This is a genomic window from Methylobacterium sp. J-001, assembly GCF_022829565.1.
Lineage (GTDB): Bacteria > Pseudomonadota > Alphaproteobacteria > Rhizobiales > Beijerinckiaceae > Methylobacterium.
Genome location: NZ_JAKSYN010000200.1, coordinates 143,630 through 162,544, shown reverse-complemented (window position 1 = coordinate 162,544; position 18,915 = coordinate 143,630). Strand labels below are relative to the sequence as shown.

Genomic DNA, 18,915 nt, shown 5'->3' with positions numbered 1-18,915 from the left:
TTGACGCATCCGGATCGGGAGACGGGAAGCGAGATGGCAGAGGCATCGGGATTCAGTCGTCGCAAGTTGATATCGCTGGTGGGCGCCGCGGCCGGGAGTGCGGCGGCCTATCAGGTCATGACCAGCCTCGGCTTCGCCGAGGAATCGCCCTATCGCGGGCCGATCCGGCTCGACGGCGACCCGAAGGGCGCCTCGGTGCTCGTTCTCGGCGCCGGGCTCGCCGGCATGACGGCGGCGCTGGAGCTGCACCGGGCCGGCTACCGGGTGCAGATCCTCGAGTACAACACCCGCGCCGGCGGCCGGAACTGGTCGCTGCGCGGCGGCGATACCTACACGGAGCTGGGCGGCGCCACGCAACGCTGCGACTTCGACGCGGGCCTCTACCTCAATCCCGGCCCCTGGCGGATCCCCTACCACCACCACGGCGTGCTGGATTACTGCCGCCGGCTCGGGGTGGCCCTGGAGCCGTTCATCCAGCTCAACCACAACGCCTTCGTGCAAAGCACCGCGGGCTTCGGCGGCACGCCGCAGCGGATCCGCACGGTCAAGACCGATTTCGACGGCGCCACCGCCGAGCTCCTGGCCAAGGCCACCCGCAAGGGCGCGCTGGACGCGGAGGTCTCCAAGGAGGACCAGGAGATCCTGATCGAGGCGCTGCGGTCGCTCGGCGGCCTCGACAAGGACCTCGCCTACCGCGCCGGCCCGGATTCCGCGGAGTTCCGCGGCTACGCCCAGGATCCGGGCGGCGGCCTTTCGGCGCGTCCGGTCGACGGCGAGCCGATGGCGCTCCACGACATCCTGACCTCGCGGCTCTGGCGGGGCCTGCAGAACTTCCTGCTCTACGAGTTCCAGACCACGATGTTTCAGCCGGTCGGCGGCATGGGCCGGATCGGCGAGGCCTTCGCCCGGGCCCTGCCGCCGGACACGATCCGGTACGGCGCCAAGGTCACGCAGATCGCCCAGGATGGCCACGGCGTCACCGCCACATACCAGGATCTCGCCCACGGCGGCGCGGTACGGCAGGCCCAGGCGGATTGGTGCGTCTGCGCCCTGCCGCTGACCGTGCTGAGCCAGATCCCCACTCAGGTCGGCCCCAAGATGAAGGCCGCCATCGACGCCGTGCCCTACGCCTCCTCGGTGAAGATCGGCCTGCAGTTCAAGCGGCGCTTCTGGGAAGAGGACGAGCACATCTTCGGCGGCATCTCCTACACCGACCTGCCGATCCGCCAGATCTCGTATCCCTCCACCGGCTACAATGCCGGCGGCAAGGGCGTGCTGCTCGGCGCCTATACGTGGAACGGGCCGAATTCCTACGAATTCACCGCGCTCAGCCCCGCCGAGCGGGTGCGCCGGGCGGTGGCCTACGGCAGCCAGATCCACCCGCAATACCGCACCGAGTTCGAGACCGGGATCGCGGTGGCCTGGCACCGGGTGCCGTTCACCCTGGGCTGCGCCGGCGACTGGACCGACGCGGCAAGGGCCGAGCACTACGACAACCTCTGCGCGATCGACGGACGGATCATGCTGGCCGGCGAGCACGCCTCGTACATCCCGGCCTGGCAGGAGGGCGCGATCCTCTCGGCGCTCGACACGGTCACGCGGCTTCACAAGAGGGTCCTGGCGGCATGAATGTCTCTTCGATCACCCGAACCCTGGCGCTGCTCCTCGCCACGTGTGGCGGCGCCGCCGCGCAGGAGCACGCCCTCCACGCGGCCGTCCCGTCGGCCGGCCCGGCGATGAGCGAGGGCAAGACCTTCACCGAGGCCGGGGGCGAGGCGCTCTACGCCCAGGTCTGCGCCGCCTGCCACCAGGCGGGCGGGGAGGGCGCGGTCGGCGCCGCCGCCTATCCGGCGCTCCGGCACAACCAGAAACTCGCCAGCGCCGGCTATCCCGTCACGGTGATGCTGTACGGCCTGCGCGGCATGCCCCCGCTCGGGCGCATGATGAGCGACACCCAGGTCGCGGACGTGGTGAACTACGTCCGGACCCATTTCGACAACCCATACGGCGACGCGGTCGCCCCCGCGGATGTGAAAGCGGCACGGCCATGATCGAACGGATCCTGATTTCCGCCCCCCTCGCGCTGGCCCTGTTGGCCGGGCCGGCGCGGGCCGAGGACATCACCCGGCACCCGATTCCGGGCTCGGATTTCCCGATCTCGGAGGCGGTGGAGGTGCCGGCCGGGCACGCGACCGTCTATCTCAGCGGCTTCGGGCCGGCGGTGACCAACCCCAACGCTGAGAAGACTTCTGTCGCCGCCTTCGGGGATACCCGGGCCCAGACCGCCTCGACCCTGGCGTCGATCGAGGCGGCGCTCAAGCGCCGGAACCTGTCGCTGCGCGACGTGGTGAAGATGACGGTGTTTCTGGTCGGCGACCCGGCCAAGGGCGGCCGGATGGATTTCGCCGGCCTGATGGAGGCTTACCGCGAGAAATTCGGCACGGCGGCGCAGCCGAACCTGCCGACCCGCTCGGCCGTCCAGGTCGCGGCGCTCGCCAATCCCGGCTGGCTGGTGGAGATCGAGGTCACCGCCGTGCGGCCGTGATCGGGGGTCGCCATCCCCACAGGATCCCCGGCATCCCGGACCCGCGACGCGGCGCCCGGGATGACAGTGTTTCCAGGAGAGCGCCTTCGCGGGGGCCGTGGCACGCCGCCACCGCAAGGTGCGGTCGCGAGAACCGGGTGCCGGTCGGACCATGCTCCCGCGGGGCCCACGTCTTGACGAGTGGCCTCGCCGACATGCCTCGCGCTCCGCCGGCGCTGTTGCCCGGCAACGACGCCGGCGGCGCAAGTTTGCATTCGGCGCATGAAAGAGCCGCCGGAGCCCCGTCGTCATGCAATAACGGCCAGCCGAAGATCGGGCACGTTGGGCCCTTGGAATGACAATGGCTGGATGGAACCGGACGGTCCGCGCTCTGGGGATGACCGCCGCGCTCATCGGCGGGCTGGCCGGCATCCCGGCGCAGGCCGGTTCGTCGGCGCAGCCCGGACAGACGGTCGGCATCCCGACCGGCGCGCCGCTGCCGAGCGGCCTCTACTTCATCGACACGTCGAGTTTCGGCGCACGCGATATCAGGCCCCGCGGCACGGATTCGAACGTCAACCTGCCGTCCTTCATCTGGGCGACGCCGGCCGAAGTGATCGGCGGACGGATACAGCTCGTCGTGCTGCAGCCGATCACGGCCTTGAGCACGCGGGGTGCCGCCTACCAGAGCGGGTTCGGCCAGACGCTGCTCGCCGCCCAGGTCGCCTGGAAACTCGGCGCCAATCTCAACTTCAGCTACCTGCTCGGGGCGTACCTGCCCAGCCAGACCAGGATCGTCATCCAGAACCCGGTCCTGCACCAGCGCTTCGCGATCACCTATAACGGGGACGGCTGGAACCTGACCGGCAACTTCTTGTACGGCACCTTCTTCGACACGCGGTCGAGCGCCGGTGTCTATTACCCGGACTTCCTCAATCTCGACCTCACCGCGACGAAGCATTTCGGCAAGTGGGAGATCGGTCCCGTGGCGTTCGGATCGACCGATCTGCCGACCGCCAACCCGTCCTATGCGCGGCAGGGACAGTTCGCGGTCGGCGGGCTGGTCGGCTACAATTTCGGGCCCGCGAACCTGCAGGCCTACGTGACGCGGGATGTGGTCCAGCGGAACTATGCCGGCCTCGAGACCCGGGGCTGGCTGCGCGTCACGGTGCCGATCGGCACCGAGCAGGCCGGCACACCCGCGCCGAGCCCCCTGGCGCGCCGCTTCTGACAGCCTGTTTCCGAACTCGACCGGCCGGCCATCAGCGGGCGCTCCGCATCCAGCCGATGTCCGGCGTCGGGACGGTCGTTCGGTCTTCCCGAAAACCGATTCCCCTCGGCCGCTCCCTGACGTCGGCGCGAGGCGGACGACGAGATCGCGAACGCCCGATCCTGACGCACTCAGCCGTCGGCATCGTGCGCAGAACGGCATCTCTCGAACAACAGGATGCCGTCATCCTCAACGCGATCGGTTTTCCAGATCAGGTGGCCGGGAATGTTTGCGGTCACGCAATATCCCTCTTCCGATCCCGCCGCCTTGTACGCGTCCAGATCAAGACCTGGCGGGAGATCGGTCGAGAGGACGATCAGGTCGTACCCTCCGGCCAGCGCGGCGCGGAAGGAATCCAGTTCCACGCGTGGCGAGAAGCGCTGCCGCCGATCCCACAGGTAGAAGGCTGGATTGGACGCACCGCCGACGTAGTTGGCGAAGACGTTGTGAGGGAACCAGGGCTGAATGGAAAAGGCCTTGAAGCCAATCGCTGCGACCCGCGCCGCCGGATCCCGCTCACGCGCCGCCCGCACGAGCGCGGCCGCCTCCCGACCTGACGAGTAGGGTTCTCTCACCTCCCTGATCCAGGCTGCAGCGGTCTGGACGTCCTGGAGCAAGACGAGGCTGGCGACGCTTGCCAGCACGAGCCTGCGCAGGGTGCGGCTGCCGGCGTTCAGCGTCGGCCAGCTGATCCAGAGGCCGAAGATCCACACGAGAAACAGGAAGCCTGAGTGCCAGAGATTGGCATGCTGCACGGCCGAGAAGACCATCAAGCTGAGAATGAGGGCGCCGACGAGGCTGAAGGTTCCGGCGCGGTGAAACAGAACGAGCGACGGGAGCAGGATCAACAGCCCGGCGAGCCGCTGGACCAGCACGGGCACGTCCAGGGTCCCGAAAGGCACGCCGCCCACGAACGCTTCGCTGAGGAGTCTATCGGCGCGGTCGAAATGGATGCCTGCCGCACCGAAGCTCACGTCCGGGGCCGGCCATGCCTGCAGGATGGCGCTCAACGCGCACAACGCGAACACGACCATGCTGCTGAGGAAGGCAGGTTGCCTCCAGGCGCCCGCACGCAACCCCAGAAGCAGCGTCTCGGCGCACAGCGTTCCGGCGACGAGGAAGCTGTGCGCATTGGTGTTGGCCAGCAGGCCAAGAACGATCGCGTAGGGCAGCGGCCGCGTTGCCCGCTGCGGGAACAGGCAGGCGGCCAGCGGGACGAGCAGGAGATCGAGCGCATAGCTGCGCGCCACGACGGAATATTGGTAGGCGAAGAAATAGGAACCGATGATGCCGAACCGGAGCCAGACAGGGAACGGCGCCGCGCGAAGGATCAGAAATGCGCTCGACACCGCAATCGCGGAACTGATGAGCCAGAGCGCCGCGAACGGGTAGCCGGCGTGTGAGGCAAGCCACAGCACGGCGTGCCAGAGGCCGGGCGACCCCTCGTAGTGGAGACGTTCGCGGAGCAGGTCCGTGAGTGTGCTGTCACGGGCCAGGAGCCACGCCTGCGCCTCGTCGAACCAAGCCTCGTGGTGCGATCCGACCGCGATGAGGGCAGCCGCAAGGCCGACCGCGCCGATCGCCGCCAAGGCCGCCTCATGCGACCGCGAAGGCGCGGCAGGGGTCAGCAATGCGGGCGACGGCATCGCGGCACGCGCGGTCAATCAGGACACCCATTTGAGGAGGCGGATCACACCCATATCGGCCGAGCGGTTATGGGCGGACACGTCGCGTCGCAGGGCGATCTCGGAACGGTTGGCCGCGTAATAGCGATAGGCGCAGAGCAGCATCTCGCGGTTCGTCAGCGTCGGCCGCCAGCCCAGTGCAGCTTTGATCCGCGTCGTGTCGAAGACGAAATCCGAGGCGATCATCCGCGCGTGGTACGGCCCGAGGGGTGATATCCGCAGGGCATGCGCAGCGCGCATCGCCAGGACGGTGGGCCTTTTCGGCAGGCTGCCGATCCGCGATTGGCTTCCCGCGTTCGCGATGACATGGGCGTAGCTATCGCGCATCGTGCCGACATCGTCCGAGCCGATGCCGAACACGCCGGCCGTTCGACGCTGCCAGGCCAGCAGCATCGCCCCGATCAGGTCACGCGCGGCGATGAACTGATACCGGTTCGAACCGTCGCCAACGACCCAAACACGTCGCCCATCGGCGATGAACTCGAACAGGATCGCCAGGAGGCCGAGCCGCCCCTGGTCCAGGATCGTCGGCGAGCGCAGCACAGTCGTGGCGAAATCGCCGGCATGGCTCGCGAGGATCTTCTCGCCCTCCCACTTGCTCGCGCCGTAGATCTCGCAAGGCTCCGGCAGGTCATCCTCGTGCACCGGGCGGCTGAAGCCACGGCCCCACAGGCAATTGCTGGAGATGTAGATCAGGCTGCGGATACCGGCTCCGGCGACGGCCGCCCCAAGCGTGCGCGTGCCCTCGACGTTGGCCGACCACAATTCACCCGGCGAGATCGAGCCGTGCGCCAAGAGCGCCGCACAATGGAAGACGCCGTCGTGCTCGCGCCCTGTCAGCAGCCGGTCGAGCAACGGTCGGTCACGGATGTCGCCGACGACCGCGGTCAAGTTCGGGTGTGATATCCTGCAGGGAAGCAAATCGATGCTGGTCACGGCGTGCCCGTCATCGAGCAGCCGCGCGATCAGCAATGAGCCCAGGAAGCCTGAGCCCCCCGTCACGAGAACACGTGCCACGCGAGTTCCTTCACGCCGGCGCCAAACGCGTAACCGGCGCCAAAACTTGCAACCGCTTGCTTAAGATTGCGTGGCTCCGCGCGCCGTAGGCCGTCCCCCAAGCACCACCGGAGCCGTGAGCGGCATCGCCGGTGCTCCTCGCTCGGGAGCGATGCCACCCCCGCCCTCGCCGCAGCACGCTTGGGTGTCCGTAAGCGGACCGGCCGTCATCCCCTTGGGAGGGCCGTTCCGGTCGCGACCCAGGTCCGGCATGGTGAAATGCGTCGGCGTTTTCCCGGACAGAACGTTTCTCCGCTGCCCTTCAATGGGGGCTTCGGGTGGCCTGATCCCGGGATCTCAGGACGACACGCGTGTCGCCACCCCTTCCTGGCTGGGCACGAGCCAGACCGGATGTGTTGGTTTCCCGTCAGGGTCCGTTGCCAAGCGGCCGACGCAGCGAGCGGCTGCGATCGCCATGACGGCGATCAGCGCACCCGCACCGACATCGATGAAGTAGTGGCCGCCATCGATCGGCGTCGCCGCAATCAGCATCACGTTCAACGCGAGGCCGGGCCAGCGCGTGATCCGCGACATCCAGAAATAGCGGATGAACAGCACGCCGAGTGCTGCATGGAAGCTCGGGAAGGTGATGATGCCTTCCATGTGGTCGAGGGACACGCTCCGGAGCGTGCCGTCGCGAAGGCCAGACAGATGGGCGAGATGAACGTATGCGGCGGCCGGGTTCAACCCGGGGAAATCCTCTGGCTTCAGGCCGAGGTGCACGAACATCGCCATCGCGGGCATCAGACCCGAGAGCAGGACGGTAACGAGCCCCGCGGTCACGAAGGCCAGCACGAACTCACGCACAGCGCCCAGCCGGCCGCTAAACCCGAGCACGACGACCACCAGGATCATTTGCGGCATCAGGCTCTGGTAGGCCAAGGATAGGACGAAGCCGAGCCGCGGACGGTCGTTCAGGCCGTGAAGGTAGGTCAGCCAATCGAGGCCAAGGGACCTGTCGATTGCCTCGAAGGTAACATCCCAGAGCGGACCGCCGGTGGCGGCGACAGCGTAGGAAAGGAGAGCCGCGCAAGAGCTGAAGGCGATGATTTGCGCGAGGCTCGACAGGCTCACTGCGAAGCGTGGCTCAAGGCGCCGCGTGCTGTAGAACATCGCCAGGACTTCGAGTCCCGCGCAACTCAAGGCGGGGATCAGTGTGCTCTTGGCATCCAGGGCGAGGCCAGCTGCACGCATCCACGCGGCCGTGAGGATGGCGGTGGCGAGGATCAGCAGCCAGAGACGCGCCCGCGTCTGATGAAAGTCGGACGGCAGGAAGAGCACGTGTCGTGATCCTGCGCTGTCCTCACTCTGTTCAGACATCACGGACCTGCCCGCTTCGGTGACGCGGCAGTCTAGAAGGGGGCCCTTAACGGACCTTAGCACGTTGCGCGGAGGCAGTGGCACCGATCCAGCTTGGGCAGGGAGATACGGATCGTCCGTTGAAGACGACGCGCGACGCCTGCTTCGTCCGACTTTTGCTCGGCAGCGGATTGTCGCGGATCCGCCCGTTGCAATCGTAAGGTACTGCTTCGTCAAACAGCTGGACACGAACCCTTCCGAGCCTGCCATGGGCCGGAGCCGAACGGCACCATGCGCTCGATCGTGCCGAGGCATTCCGCGCCGACGCGATTGCCCGACCCCCGCTTCCTACCGCGCGCCCACCCCTCGCTCACGCCCCCAGGCCGGCGCATCGTCCCCGAGTCGGCGTGCCGCCCGGTCCCAGCGCATCGCGGGCCCGGCCACGACAAGGGGCGGGCGCAGGCGGCGGGCCGGCCCCCAGGAGGTCGCCTCGATCTCCGGGGCCAGATCCTCTCGCGTCTCAGGCGCAAGCGCCGGCGCCGGCTCGGCCGGGCCGGCCGCGATCAGGATGGCCGCGGTCCGGGCGAGCGATAGCCGAGCCTGGCCGCCGGTGCCGTCCGACAGGCGCCGGGCCAGCAGCCGGAGCACGGCCGCCGCCATGAGGTAGCCGGTGGCGTGGTCCAGCGCCTGGACCGGGAGCGGCACCGGGATGTCGGCCTGCCGCCAACGCTGCCCGGCCTCGGCGAGGCCGCAGCTCATCTGCACCAGGCTGTCGAAGCCGCGCCGGCCGGCCCAGGGGCCGGTCCAGCCATAGGCATCGAGCGACACGTCGATCAGGCCTGGGGCCAGGGCGCGCCGCGCCTCCGGGCCGTAGCCGAGCCCGTCGAGGGCACCGGGTCGGTAGCCGTGGACCAGCACGTCCGCCCCCGCCAGCAAGGCCGCAAAGGTCGCCCGGTCGGCCGCCCGGCGCAGGTCGAGGCGGGAACAGGTCTTTCCGAGCGTCGTCTCAGGGACGATGGCCGGCTCGTCCCAGTCGGGCGCATCGATCCGCAGCACGTCCGCCCCGAACCCGGCGAGGAACCGGGTCGCCACCGGGCCGGCCAGCACCCGGGTCAGGTCGAGCACCCGGAGGCCGGCGAGCGGCCGCCCCGCTTGGGGATGCCAGCGCGATGCGGTGCGCTCGGCGGCCGGCGTGAACGCCACCAGGGGTTCTGCGGCCACCGCCCGGCCCTGGGGATGGCCCGTCCAATCCGCGAGCCCGCGCATCTCGGCCGCGCAGCCACCCGCGTCCAGAATCGCCGCCTCCAGCGCCGCCTTGTCCCAACCGGCCACGGCCCGCGCCATGCCGGCCCGGTCGGCCTGGGCGCCGAGCACCCGCTCCGCCGCCGCCCGGTGGTGCGGGGCGTTGGTGTGAAGCCGGATCCAGCCGTCCCGGGTCCGGTAGTCGCCGGCCACCGGGTCCCAGGGTGCCGGCACCCGCCAGTTTTCCGGCCGCAGCGACGTCGCGAACCAGAACGACGCGAGTCGCCGGTCCACCGCCACCGGTCCGTCGAGGCCCGCAACTTCCGCGAGCGCCAAGCCGGCGGCTGCAATCGAGGCCGCGGCAAGCTCGGTGACCCGGAACGCCGAGGGGAGGGTGCCGATCCCACTGATGCGAAGGGCCCGGGCAGCCTGCGACGGGTCTTCGACGGTAAGCCGGGTCTGCGCGGCCAATTCTTCGGCGAGATCCGGCATGGCAAGTCCCCGAGTTGCAGGCGGCGCGCATGATCGCGCATCCCCGGCCGGGTAGGCTAGGGTCCCGGCCGCGCTATAAGGATCCCATGTCCGAGGCCGAAACCCCGCCGCTCCTGTCCGTCGAGGGCCTGTCCGTCGCCTTCCGCTCCAGGGAGGGCGAGACCGCGGCGGTCGATTCGATCGGCTTCACCATCCGCCGGGGCGAGACCGTCGCGCTGGTCGGCGAATCGGGCTCCGGCAAGTCGGTGACCGCTCTGGCGATCCTGCGGCTGCTCGACGGCGCGGCGCGTCAGAGCGGGAAAATCCTGTTCCAGGGCAGGGACTTGGCAAGCCTGCCGGAGCGCCAGATGCGCGACGTGCGCGGCGCCGACATCACCATGGTGTTCCAGGAGCCGATGACCTCGCTCAACCCGCTCCACACGATCGAGCGGCAGATCGGCGAGGTGCTGGGCCTCCATCGCGGTCTCTCCGGCAAGGCCGCGCGCAAGCGAATTCTCGAGCTTCTGGAACTGGTTGGCCTGCGCGACGCCGAGAGCCGCATGGGCGCCTACCCGCACGAGCTTTCCGGCGGCCAGCGCCAGCGGGTGATGATCGCCATGGCGCTTGCCTGCGAACCGGACCTGCTGGTCGCCGACGAGCCGACCACCGCGCTCGATGTCACCGTGCAGGCGCAGATCCTGGCGCTGCTCGCCGACCTTCAGAAGCGCCTGGGCATGGCGCTGCTGTTCATCACCCACGACCTCGGCATCGTCGAGCGCATCGCCGACCGGGTCTGCGTGATGCTCAAGGGCAAGATCGTGGAGGCCGGCGAGACCAAGTCGGTCTTCGCCAACCCGCAGCACGCCTACACCCGCCGCCTGATCGCCTCGGAACCGAAGGGCCGGGCCAACCCGGTGCCGGCCGATGCACCGACGCTGGTGGAGGCCGGGCCGCTCAAGGTCTGGTTCCCGCTGAAATCGGGGGCGTTCCGGCGCGTCACCGGACACGTCAAGGCGGTGGACGGGGTCTCGCTCAAGGTCCGGGCCGGCGAAACCGTTGGCGTCGTTGGCGAATCCGGATCCGGCAAGACCACGCTCGGCCTCGCTTTGCTGCGGCTCACCGGCTCGGAGGGGCCGATCGTCTTCCTGGGCAACCGCATCGACGCCTTCACCGTGGCGCAGATGCGGCCGCTTCGCCGGGACATGCAGGTGGTCTTCCAGGACCCCTACGGCTCGCTCTCGCCGCGCATGTCGGTGGCCGATATCGTCGCCGAAGGGCTGATCGTCCAGGGCGCGGCGCGCTCCGGGGCGGAGCGTCGGGCCGTGGTGTCCAAGGCGCTCACCGATGTCGGGCTCGACCCAGCCGCCATGGACCGCTACCCGCACGAATTCTCCGGCGGCCAGCGCCAGCGCATCGCCATCGCCCGGGCCATGGTGCTCAACCCGCGCTTCGTCGTGCTGGACGAGCCGACCTCGGCACTGGATCGCTCGGTCCAGGCGCAGATCGTGACGCTGCTGCGCGATCTGCAGCGTGAGCGCGGACTCGCCTACCTGTTCATCAGCCACGACCTGAAGGTGGTCCGGGCGCTCGCGAACTACGTGGTGGTGATGCAGAACGGCCGGGTGGTCGAGGAAGGCCCGGCTGAGACGATCTTCGCCGACCCGCAGACAGGCTATACCCGGGCGCTGTTCAAGGCCGCCTTCGCCCTCGACAGCGATGCCGTCACCGAGCTGGAGCCCGCCTGATCGTGGCCCGTGCCCTCCTCATCGTGCTCGATTCCGTCGGCATCGGCGGCGCCCCGGATGCCGCCGCCTACGGCGATGCCGGGTCCGACACGCTCGGGCACATCGCCGAGGCCTGCGCGATCGGGCGCGGTGACCGGGTGGGCCTTCGCAGCGGGCTCCTGCGTCTCCCCCATCTCGCCGAACTCGGGCTCGGCCTCGCCGCCGCCGGGGCGTCCGGCCGCATTCCGCCGAACCTCGCGCCTCAGGGGGATCCGCGCGGCGCCTACGGCCACGCCGTCGAAACAGCCGCCGGCAAGGACACGCCCTCCGGCCATTGGGAAATCACCGGCCTGCCGCTGCCCGAGCCCTGGGGTCACTTTCCGGATACGCGGCCAGCCTTCCCGCCCGCTCTGGTCGCGGCGCTGATCGCCGAGGGCGGCGTGCCCGGCATCCTCGGGGATCGGCACGCACCGGGCGTCGCCATCATCGACGAACTCGGCGCCGAGCATGTCCGGACGGCCAAGCCGATCTGCTACACCTCGGCCGACAGCGTCTTCCAGATCGCCGCCCACGAGGAAGCGTTCGGGCTGGAGCGGCTCTACGAGCTGTGCTGCGTGGCGCGCCGCCTGTGCGATCCCTACCGGGTCTGCCGGGTCATCGCCCGGCCGTTCGTAGGCTCGGCGGAGACGGGCTTCCGCCGCACCGGTAACCGCAAGGATTTTGCCGTGGAGCCCCCCGGCCGCACCCTGCTCGACCGGGCCGAGGCCGCAGGGCGGGCGGTCGTCAGCGTCGGCAAGATCGGCGACATCTTCGCCCACCGCGCCACCGGCCGCGAGATCAAGCCGGGCGCCAACGCGGCCTGCCTGAAGGCCGGGCTCGACGCCCTGAGCGACCTGCCCGAGGGTGGCCTGATCTTCGTCAATCTCGTGGATTTCGACACGGAGCACGGCCACCGCCGGGACGTGCCGGGCTACGCCGCCGAGCTGGAGGCGTTCGACGCCCGCGTTCCCGCAATCCTGGCAGCGCTTAAACCCGGCGACCTCGCAGTGATCACCGCCGACCACGGCAACGATCCGACCTGGATGGGGACCGACCATACCCGCGAGCAGGTACCGGTCCTGGCCTTCGGCCCCGGCATCGCCCCCCGGGCGATCGGGCGGCGGGACACGTTCGCCGATATCGGCGCCACCCTGGCAGGCCATCTCGGGCTCCCCTGGGATGGTGCCGGCCGCGTATTCCTGTAAGGGGCCGCACCATGCGAGACGACGACGACCGACCGCGCAAGGCTGTGGCCCACGAGATCGGGCAGCCCCTCGACACGCTCTCGCTCTCCGACCTCGACGCCCGCATCACGCTGCTGCGGGAGGAGATCGCCCGGATCGAAGCGGCGCGGGCAGCCAAGCAAGCGGCGCAGGGCGCGGCCGACGCCTTTTTCAAGCGAGGCTGACGCTTTGGACCGAACCGAAACGCTGGCCGCCCTGCGGCGGGGCGACTTGGCGGGTGCGCGGGAACTGCGGCTGACCGACGGGCTGGCCGACTTTCCCCGCGAGATCTTCGGCCTCGCCGACACCCTGGAGGTACTGGATCTCGGCCGGGGCGGCTTCACCGACCTGCCCGCCGATCTCGGCCGCCTGAACCGCCTGCGGGTCCTGTTCGCCTCCGGCAACCGGTTCGAGCGCCTGCCGCCGGTCCTGGGCGATTGCCCGACGCTGAGCCAGCTCGGCTTCCGCGGCTGCGGCATCCGGGCGGTGCCGGTAGAGTCGCTGCCGCGCGACCTGCGCTGGCTCACCCTTACCGACAACGCGATCGAGACCTTGCCGGACGCCCTCGGCGAGCGCCCGCTGCTGCAGAAGTTGATGCTGGCGGGCAACCGGATCGCGCATCTGCCCGGCGGTCTCGCAGGCGCGGACAATCTCGAACTGATCCGTCTGTCCTGCAACCGGCTCGACACCCTGCCACCCTGGCTCGCCCGCCTGCCGCGCCTCGCCTGGATCGCTTATGCGGGCAATCCCGCCGAGCCCGTATCGGAGCCGACGGCGTCGACGCCGGTGCCGTGGTCGGCGCTGCAGATCGGCGCGTTGCTCGGGGAGGGGGCCTCGGGCCGGGTCCACCAGGCGATCTGGCGTGGGTCATCCGGTCTGGAGGCGGTGGCGCTCAAGCTGTTCAAGGGCACGATGAGCAGCGACGGCCTGCCGGAGCGCGAGATGGAGGCCTGCCTCGCCGCCGGCACCCATCCGGCGCTCACCGGTGCGCTCGGCCGGCTCGTGAACCATCCTGACGGAGCGCAAGGACTGTTGCTCCGGCTGCTGCCGGCGCATTGGCGCGCGCTGGCCGGCCCGCCGAGCCTCGCGAGTTGCAGCCGCGATGTCTACGATCCCGCCCTGCGGCTCGACACCGGACAGGCCCTGACGATCGCCCGCGCCGTGGCGGAGGCGGTGGCCCACCTGCATGGGCGCGGCCTGCTGCACGGCGACGTCTACGCCCACAACACGCTCTGGGATGCCGAGACCGGCGCAGCCGTGCTCAGCGATTTCGGCGCGGCCTCGGCGCTGCCGACAGGAGACGCGGGCGCAGCGCTGGCGCAGGTCGAGGTGCGGGCGGTGGGTATTCTGCTCGACGAGTTGCTCGACCGCTGCGACGCGGCGCCGGACGGGCTGCAGGCTCTGACAGATGCGTGCCTGCAGTCCGATCCGGTGCAGCGGCCCCGCTTGGAAGACGTGGCCGCCGCAATCGGACGGATTGCGGAATAACACGCCAAAAATCTCGCGTCCGGGAAGATCTTCCATTGCACGCAGCACCATTGAGGGGTGATCTCCACCATCCTCGAACGTGACCGTGGCGACATTCATGAACAATTTCGGCATCGCGTCCTTAGGAACTGTTCCAGAAACTCTTCTGATCCCGCTTGCCGCCAGGATGATCGCACCCGATCGGCATCCGGATCTTCAGTTCCGGGACGGCGAAGCGGCGCGCATCGGAACGGCACTCGGCTTTGATCCGGCGCGTTTTGCCGACGACACCGGAAGCATGCGCGGGTCGGTGATCCGCGCCCAGTGGTTCGACCGGATTGCGGGCGCCTTCATCGCGGCGCACCCCACCGGCCTGTGCGTCAGCATCGGCTCGGGGCTGGACGACCGCCCGGCGCGCATCCGGTTGCCCGCCACGGTGGACTGGATCGACGCGGATTTCGCCGAGGTCGTCCGTCTCCGCGAGGCCCTGATATCCCGGCGCGACAATGTCCGGATCATCACCGTCTCGAAAACGGAGCCGCTTGCCTGGATCGATGGGATCGGTTGGCAGCCCGGTCGACCAGCCCTGGTGCTGGCGGAAGGCGTCTTCATGTATCTCGCACCGGCTACGGGCGAAGATTTGCTCCGCAGGCTCGTCGACCGCGCCGCGGAAAGCGGCGCCCCGCTCGAATTGGCCGCCGATTTCGCATCGCCCGTCATGGTGCGGCAATCGCGGCGAAATCCGAGCCTCGCCAAGACCAGGGCGTCGTTCCACTGGGCGATGGCGCGGCCGGGGGCCGTGGAAGCGATTGCGCCCGGTCTAACTCTGGTCGAGCATGTCGATATCGCCAAGCGCTGTGGCACGCTGGCTTGGACCATGGCGCGTCTGCACCAGCTCGTGACCGGCCGGCCGGTCTATTTTTGCGGACATTACCGCTATCGACCTTGTGGAACCCCGATGACGGGACCACCGACCGACAGCGCGTAAACAGCATTCAGATCCGTCGGTCGGGACAGAAATCCCGCACTGTCTGTAATCGACTTCAAGCATCTGATAAAATGCCCGGTCGCTGGGCTTTCTCCCCCGGTATGCGACGGTACCGAGGAAGTTCCGCGTGAGGCTCTTCGCGGGGCGTCCAGAGCCCATCTCATACGGGATCGGCGATCACGCGTCCGGGGCTGCAACGATGACTGGGGTCTCTGGCCTGAGTTCCCGGGATACGTACCAACTGTCCCATTGCGAGAATTGGCGGAAAACCCGGATATATCCGTTCGCCGCAAGAAGTTCGTCGATCAAGACTTCATTCTTCGGATTGTTTTCTACGGATATGACATTGAACTTACGACTAAAACTGAAAGCCGACAGAATGTCGAGCTCGCTGCCTTCCGTATCGATCGATAGATAGTCGATGCGCTGCGGAGCCCTGTGCTCATCAAGCAGATCGTCCAAGGAGATGGTTTCGATTTCGATCCGTTGGCCACGGCTGCGCGTTTCGGCAAAATGATCGGCATCGGCATAGCGGGCAATACCGCTCAATTCAGGATCTGTATCGTTGGTCGCGATGAATGTCACCGTTTCCCGCGACTTCGAAGACACGCATCGATACTCGATTGCCGCGTCCCGTTCAGCCACCAAAGCGGAATGCCAGATCGGATTCGGTTCCGCCAGAATACCCTTCCAGCCAAGCGTCTTTTCGAGCAGCCACGTGTTACTATTTTTGATGCCGTTCGTCGCCCCGAATTCTACAAAATAACCATCCGTCTTCTCTCCAAGCTCAAAACAAACCCAGAGATCCTGCAAGATCTGAGATCTCGAACGAGCCCTGCGCGCCAGACAATACCCCAGAAACGCAGCATTGCGGTTCAATATGAGACTTCTCACTTCTTTTCTATTGAGGCGCAAAGCATTGAATAAAATTTTCTGAACAGATGCCTTGTCAAAAATCTAATTGAAAAAACCAGCAGCGCTCGACAATATCAATTCTTTTAACAACATCACCAGCCGATCCAGATACATCCATTCGCGATAATAAATAAATATTTTTTGAAGTAAGTCAAGAACAAGGCATCAATGCTTGCACAGCTGGAAGCCCGTTCTGGCCTGCCTGAGTCGGCGGATGAGTTCGCTGCATTGAAACGTTCAGGTCCGTCAAGTCATCGTAGGGCGCAGCGTTCAGGAAAGGCGTCTCGGGCCCTAAATCGAGGGCAGAGTAATCGACCTGCATCATCAGCGCTTCGAGCCGAGGGCCACGCTCCTCAGCAGCCCGGGTCCAACCGGATAGAGCGCAGCGGGTTCGTCATTATCGCGCAGGCCCCGTTCCCGGATCAATCGCCGGCAACTCGTTCGCCGGCAGGCCCGTTCCGGCCTGCGCCTGGGCGCCACCGCCGACGCCGCGGGCGCGGTTAGCGAGCGTCACGGTTAGGCGTTCGGCGGTATCGGGCTGCATCACTGCCAGAACCTCGGCCATCTTGCGCGGGTTCATGGCCAAGACGATCGGCACCAGCACGTCATGGCCGAGGCGGTCGAACACCCGGGCGGCGTCCTTCGGCTTCATCGACTCGTACATCGTGACGATGTTCTTCAGCCCCTGCTTCTCGGCCTCCTCGCGGGCCTTGGCAGCCGCATCGACCTTCTCCTCTGCCTGCTTGAGATCGCCCAAGCCAGTCTCAAGCTTGCGCTCGGCCTCGTTGAGCATTTTCTCGCGCAACTCGAGTTCGTCGTTCTTCTGGCGCAGGGCGTCACGACGGGCGCCGAGCTTCTCGAGAAGCGCACGTTCCGTAGGGGAGCCGGATGCGGCCTTAGCTGGCTCGGGTGCGGGCATCTCCGGCGGCTTCTCGGAAGGCGCCGCCGGCGGCTCCTCCTTGGCACCGACCGAGCCGGTCGTGACGGGATCGGGTGGTTCGTAGCCCGTGCGCGCCCGGGCCACCGCGCGGCCGTATTCCGGCAGGGTCCCGACGCCCGGCAGGCCGACCTGCGCCAGGGTAAGCAGCTTGAGCAACAGAAGGCCGCCGGCCGCGATCGCCACGGCATCGATCAGGCGCAGCCGCATGGGCTGCACCGGCTTCAGACGTGAGCGGCGCAGGGCCGTCGTACCCTGGCGCGGTGGCTTCGGGGTCGGCTTAGCCGCAGGCGGGATCTTTGGAGCCGGGACGCCGGTCACGCGGCGCGCGCCCGCACGCGAGCCAGGGCGCGCTCGCTCATCGCCAGAGCGGCCGCAGCGGCGGCGCCGAGACGCTCGCCGTTCGGGCTCGTAGGCTCGGTCCGGCGCACCTCCGGCTCGGGCGCAGTCCGCGGAGCGGGCGACGGCTCGGCCCGGACCGGTACGGTCCGCATCTGCGCCACAATCGCGCCAATCCGCATCACCACAGTCTCACCGGCCTCAACCTGTGCAGCCAGTTCGGCGGAGCGGGTTGTGGCGGCCTCAATCCGTGTGGTGAGGGTACGGTCACTGTCGTCGATTGCCGAGCGCAGCCCTGCGATAGCGCGCTCGGCTGTGCCGGTCGCCACCATCAGGTCTCCGATAGTCTGACGCAACGCCGCCTCGTCACCCTTGAGCTGGCTGATCCGGCGCGACAGCCGCAGACACGTGACGATCGTGGCCGCCAATAAGACCGCGACCAGGATGTCGGCGGCGAGCGTGACGAAGAGGCTCATGGTTTGCACCGCGCGCTAAACATCGGAATGACTGTTCATTGAGGCCTCGTAGGCCTGGATGGTCGTGCGCGATCGGCGCAGGGGCCGCGTAACCTGAACGGCGATATTGCCGTCGACCTGGCCGATCCGCCCCTGGGTCAGGGCCCAGTCGCCGCAGCGCACCGCGATCAGGTCCGAGGGCTTGGCGTCGAACATCAGGGTGTCGCCGACCTTGAGACGCATCACCTGCTTGAGCGGCAGCATCATCTCGTGGAGCACCGCCTCCATGGTGACGTCGGCCTGCCAGATTTCGGTAGCGAGGTGCCCCTCCCAGACATGGTCGCGGCCGAGCTTCTCACCCATGAAGCTCTGGGTCAGCAGTTCCCGGATCGGCTCGATGGTCGCGTAGGGAAACAGGATCTGCAGCATGCCGCCGCGCCCATCGACGTCGAGGCGCAGGCTGATCAGGATCGCGGCGTTGCCCGGCCGGGTGATGGTGGCGAAGCGGGGGTTGGTCTCGATCCGGTCGATGCCGAAGGTCACGGGTGAGAGCGGCTGAAACGACTGCTCCAGGTCGCCCAAAATGATCTCGACGAGGCGGCGCACCAGCGTCATCTCGATCGACGTGAACGGCCGACCGTCGAGGCGGCTCGACGAGCCGCCGCGCTTACCCCCGAGCAGCAGATCGAAGGTCGCGTAGGCGAGGTTCGAATCGACCGTGACGAGGCCCGAATTCTCCCATTGCTCGGCCCGGAACACGCCCAGCAGGGTCGGCAGCGGGATCGCGTTGAGATAGTCGCCGAACCGGACCGAGGTGATGTTGTCCAGCGTCACCTCGACGTTGTCCTGGAACAGGTTGCGCAGGGAGGTCGACAGCAACCGGATCATCCGGTCGAAGACGATCTCCAGCATCGGCAGGCGTTCGTACTGGACGACGCCCGAATCGACGATGGCCTGAACGCCCCCGGCCCCTGAGGCCGAGAGTTCGCGCATGGAGAAGCCGAGGACGCCGTCGATCTCGTCCTGGTTCAGCACGCGGTCGTTGCCGGCGAGTTCGGGGAGGTTGTCGCTCTCCCCGTCCTCGATCATCGTCGCCCATTCGGCGGCGACGTCTCCGGCGTTGCGCGTGGTGCCCTGCTCAGCGAGCGCCGCGCCCCATTCCTCGGCAAGCGACGTGTCGCCGCCCTCGGCGCCCTGTTCCAGGAGGGCGGCCGACCAATCGTCTTCGGGGAGCTCGTCCTCGGGTTCCATCAGGCGCGTCCGCTCTTGGCCTGGCTCTTG

General features: G+C 68.0%; 17 protein-coding genes. 9 read left to right on the top strand and 8 right to left on the bottom strand.

Features of this window, described 5'->3' with window-relative positions:
• Positions 1-33 precede the first annotated feature (33 nt).
• The 4 genes from MKK65_RS25105 to MKK65_RS25090 all read left to right on the top strand — a co-directional run bounded on the left by MKK65_RS25105 (position 34) and on the right by MKK65_RS25090 (position 3,755).
• The gene (locus MKK65_RS25105) at positions 34-1,629 is read left to right on the top strand and encodes a flavin monoamine oxidase family protein (RefSeq protein WP_243960720.1); all 1,596 of its coding nucleotides are present in this window, start codon (positions 34-36) and stop codon (positions 1,627-1,629) included.
• Positions 1,626-2,051, top strand: coding sequence for a c-type cytochrome (locus MKK65_RS25100; RefSeq protein WP_243960718.1), 426 nt, complete (start codon positions 1,626-1,628; stop codon positions 2,049-2,051). Before MKK65_RS25105 ends, MKK65_RS25100 begins: the two co-directional genes overlap by 4 nt.
• A complete protein-coding gene (locus tag MKK65_RS25095) occupies positions 2,048-2,545 on the top strand; it encodes a RidA family protein (protein ID WP_243960716.1) in 498 nt (165 codons plus the stop codon). The genes MKK65_RS25100 and MKK65_RS25095 overlap by 4 nt, the downstream gene beginning before the upstream one ends.
• Before the next feature lie 376 nt (positions 2,546-2,921).
• Positions 2,922-3,755 (top strand): transporter, encoded by an 834-nt coding sequence (locus MKK65_RS25090; protein WP_243960713.1) that lies wholly within the window; start codon positions 2,922-2,924, stop codon positions 3,753-3,755.
• A gap of 170 nt (positions 3,756-3,925) precedes the next feature.
• On the opposite strand, the gene MKK65_RS25085 is transcribed toward MKK65_RS25090, so the two are convergent.
• The 4 genes from MKK65_RS25085 to MKK65_RS25070 all read right to left on the bottom strand — a co-directional run bounded on the left by MKK65_RS25085 (position 3,926) and on the right by MKK65_RS25070 (position 9,568).
• On the bottom strand, positions 3,926-5,458 hold the full coding sequence (locus MKK65_RS25085) for a hypothetical protein (RefSeq protein ID WP_243960711.1): 1,533 nt from the start codon (positions 5,456-5,458) through the stop codon (positions 3,926-3,928).
• Positions 5,459-6,496, bottom strand: a complete 1,038-nt coding sequence (locus MKK65_RS25080) for an NAD-dependent epimerase/dehydratase family protein (protein ID WP_243960709.1) — start codon at positions 6,494-6,496, stop codon at positions 5,459-5,461.
• 336 nt (positions 6,497-6,832) lie between these two features.
• Positions 6,833-7,816 (bottom strand): phosphatase PAP2 family protein, encoded by a 984-nt coding sequence (locus MKK65_RS25075; RefSeq protein ID WP_243960707.1) that lies wholly within the window; start codon positions 7,814-7,816, stop codon positions 6,833-6,835.
• A 366-nt stretch (positions 7,817-8,182) separates the two neighbouring features.
• Entirely contained in the window at positions 8,183-9,568 is a 1,386-nt protein-coding gene (locus MKK65_RS25070) for a CoA transferase (RefSeq protein ID WP_243960705.1), read from the bottom strand.
• 86 nt (positions 9,569-9,654) lie between these two features.
• Between MKK65_RS25070 and MKK65_RS25065 the strand changes: the two genes are divergently transcribed.
• The 5 genes from MKK65_RS25065 (at position 9,655) to MKK65_RS25045 (ending at position 14,988) form a co-directional block, all read left to right on the top strand.
• The gene (locus MKK65_RS25065; RefSeq protein ID WP_058192978.1) at positions 9,655-11,292 is read left to right on the top strand and encodes an ABC transporter ATP-binding protein; all 1,638 of its coding nucleotides are present in this window, start codon (positions 9,655-9,657) and stop codon (positions 11,290-11,292) included.
• Between the two features lie 2 nt (positions 11,293-11,294).
• Positions 11,295-12,515: a phosphopentomutase gene (locus MKK65_RS25060; RefSeq protein WP_243960703.1), complete on the top strand. Its 1,221-nt coding sequence runs from the start codon at positions 11,295-11,297 to the stop codon at positions 12,513-12,515.
• Positions 12,516-12,526: 11 nt separating this feature from the next.
• Complete coding sequence (locus MKK65_RS25055) at positions 12,527-12,718, top strand: DUF1192 domain-containing protein (protein WP_243960701.1); 192 nt, start codon at positions 12,527-12,529, stop codon at positions 12,716-12,718.
• Between the two features lie 4 nt (positions 12,719-12,722).
• Positions 12,723-14,021, top strand: coding sequence for a leucine-rich repeat-containing protein kinase family protein (locus MKK65_RS25050; RefSeq protein ID WP_243960700.1), 1,299 nt, complete (start codon positions 12,723-12,725; stop codon positions 14,019-14,021).
• 97 nt (positions 14,022-14,118) lie between these two features.
• Positions 14,119-14,988, top strand: a complete 870-nt coding sequence (locus MKK65_RS25045; RefSeq protein WP_243960697.1) for a class I SAM-dependent methyltransferase — start codon at positions 14,119-14,121, stop codon at positions 14,986-14,988.
• A 177-nt stretch (positions 14,989-15,165) separates the two neighbouring features.
• Here MKK65_RS25045 and MKK65_RS25040 read toward each other — a convergent pair whose 3' ends face one another.
• From MKK65_RS25040 to fliM, 4 genes are all read right to left on the bottom strand, one after another.
• On the bottom strand, positions 15,166-15,801 hold the full coding sequence (locus MKK65_RS25040; protein ID WP_243960695.1) for an FkbM family methyltransferase: 636 nt from the start codon (positions 15,799-15,801) through the stop codon (positions 15,166-15,168).
• A gap of 499 nt (positions 15,802-16,300) precedes the next feature.
• Positions 16,301-17,161, bottom strand: a complete 861-nt coding sequence (locus MKK65_RS25035; RefSeq protein WP_243960693.1) for a MotE family protein — start codon at positions 17,159-17,161, stop codon at positions 16,301-16,303.
• The gene (locus tag MKK65_RS25030; RefSeq protein ID WP_058192983.1) at positions 17,158-17,655 is read right to left on the bottom strand and encodes a DUF6468 domain-containing protein; all 498 of its coding nucleotides are present in this window, start codon (positions 17,653-17,655) and stop codon (positions 17,158-17,160) included. Before MKK65_RS25030 ends, MKK65_RS25035 begins: the two co-directional genes overlap by 4 nt.
• Before the next feature lie 15 nt (positions 17,656-17,670).
• A complete protein-coding gene (gene fliM / locus MKK65_RS25025; protein ID WP_058192984.1) occupies positions 17,671-18,885 on the bottom strand; it encodes a flagellar motor switch protein FliM in 1,215 nt (404 codons plus the stop codon).
• Positions 18,886-18,915 lie beyond the last annotated feature (30 nt).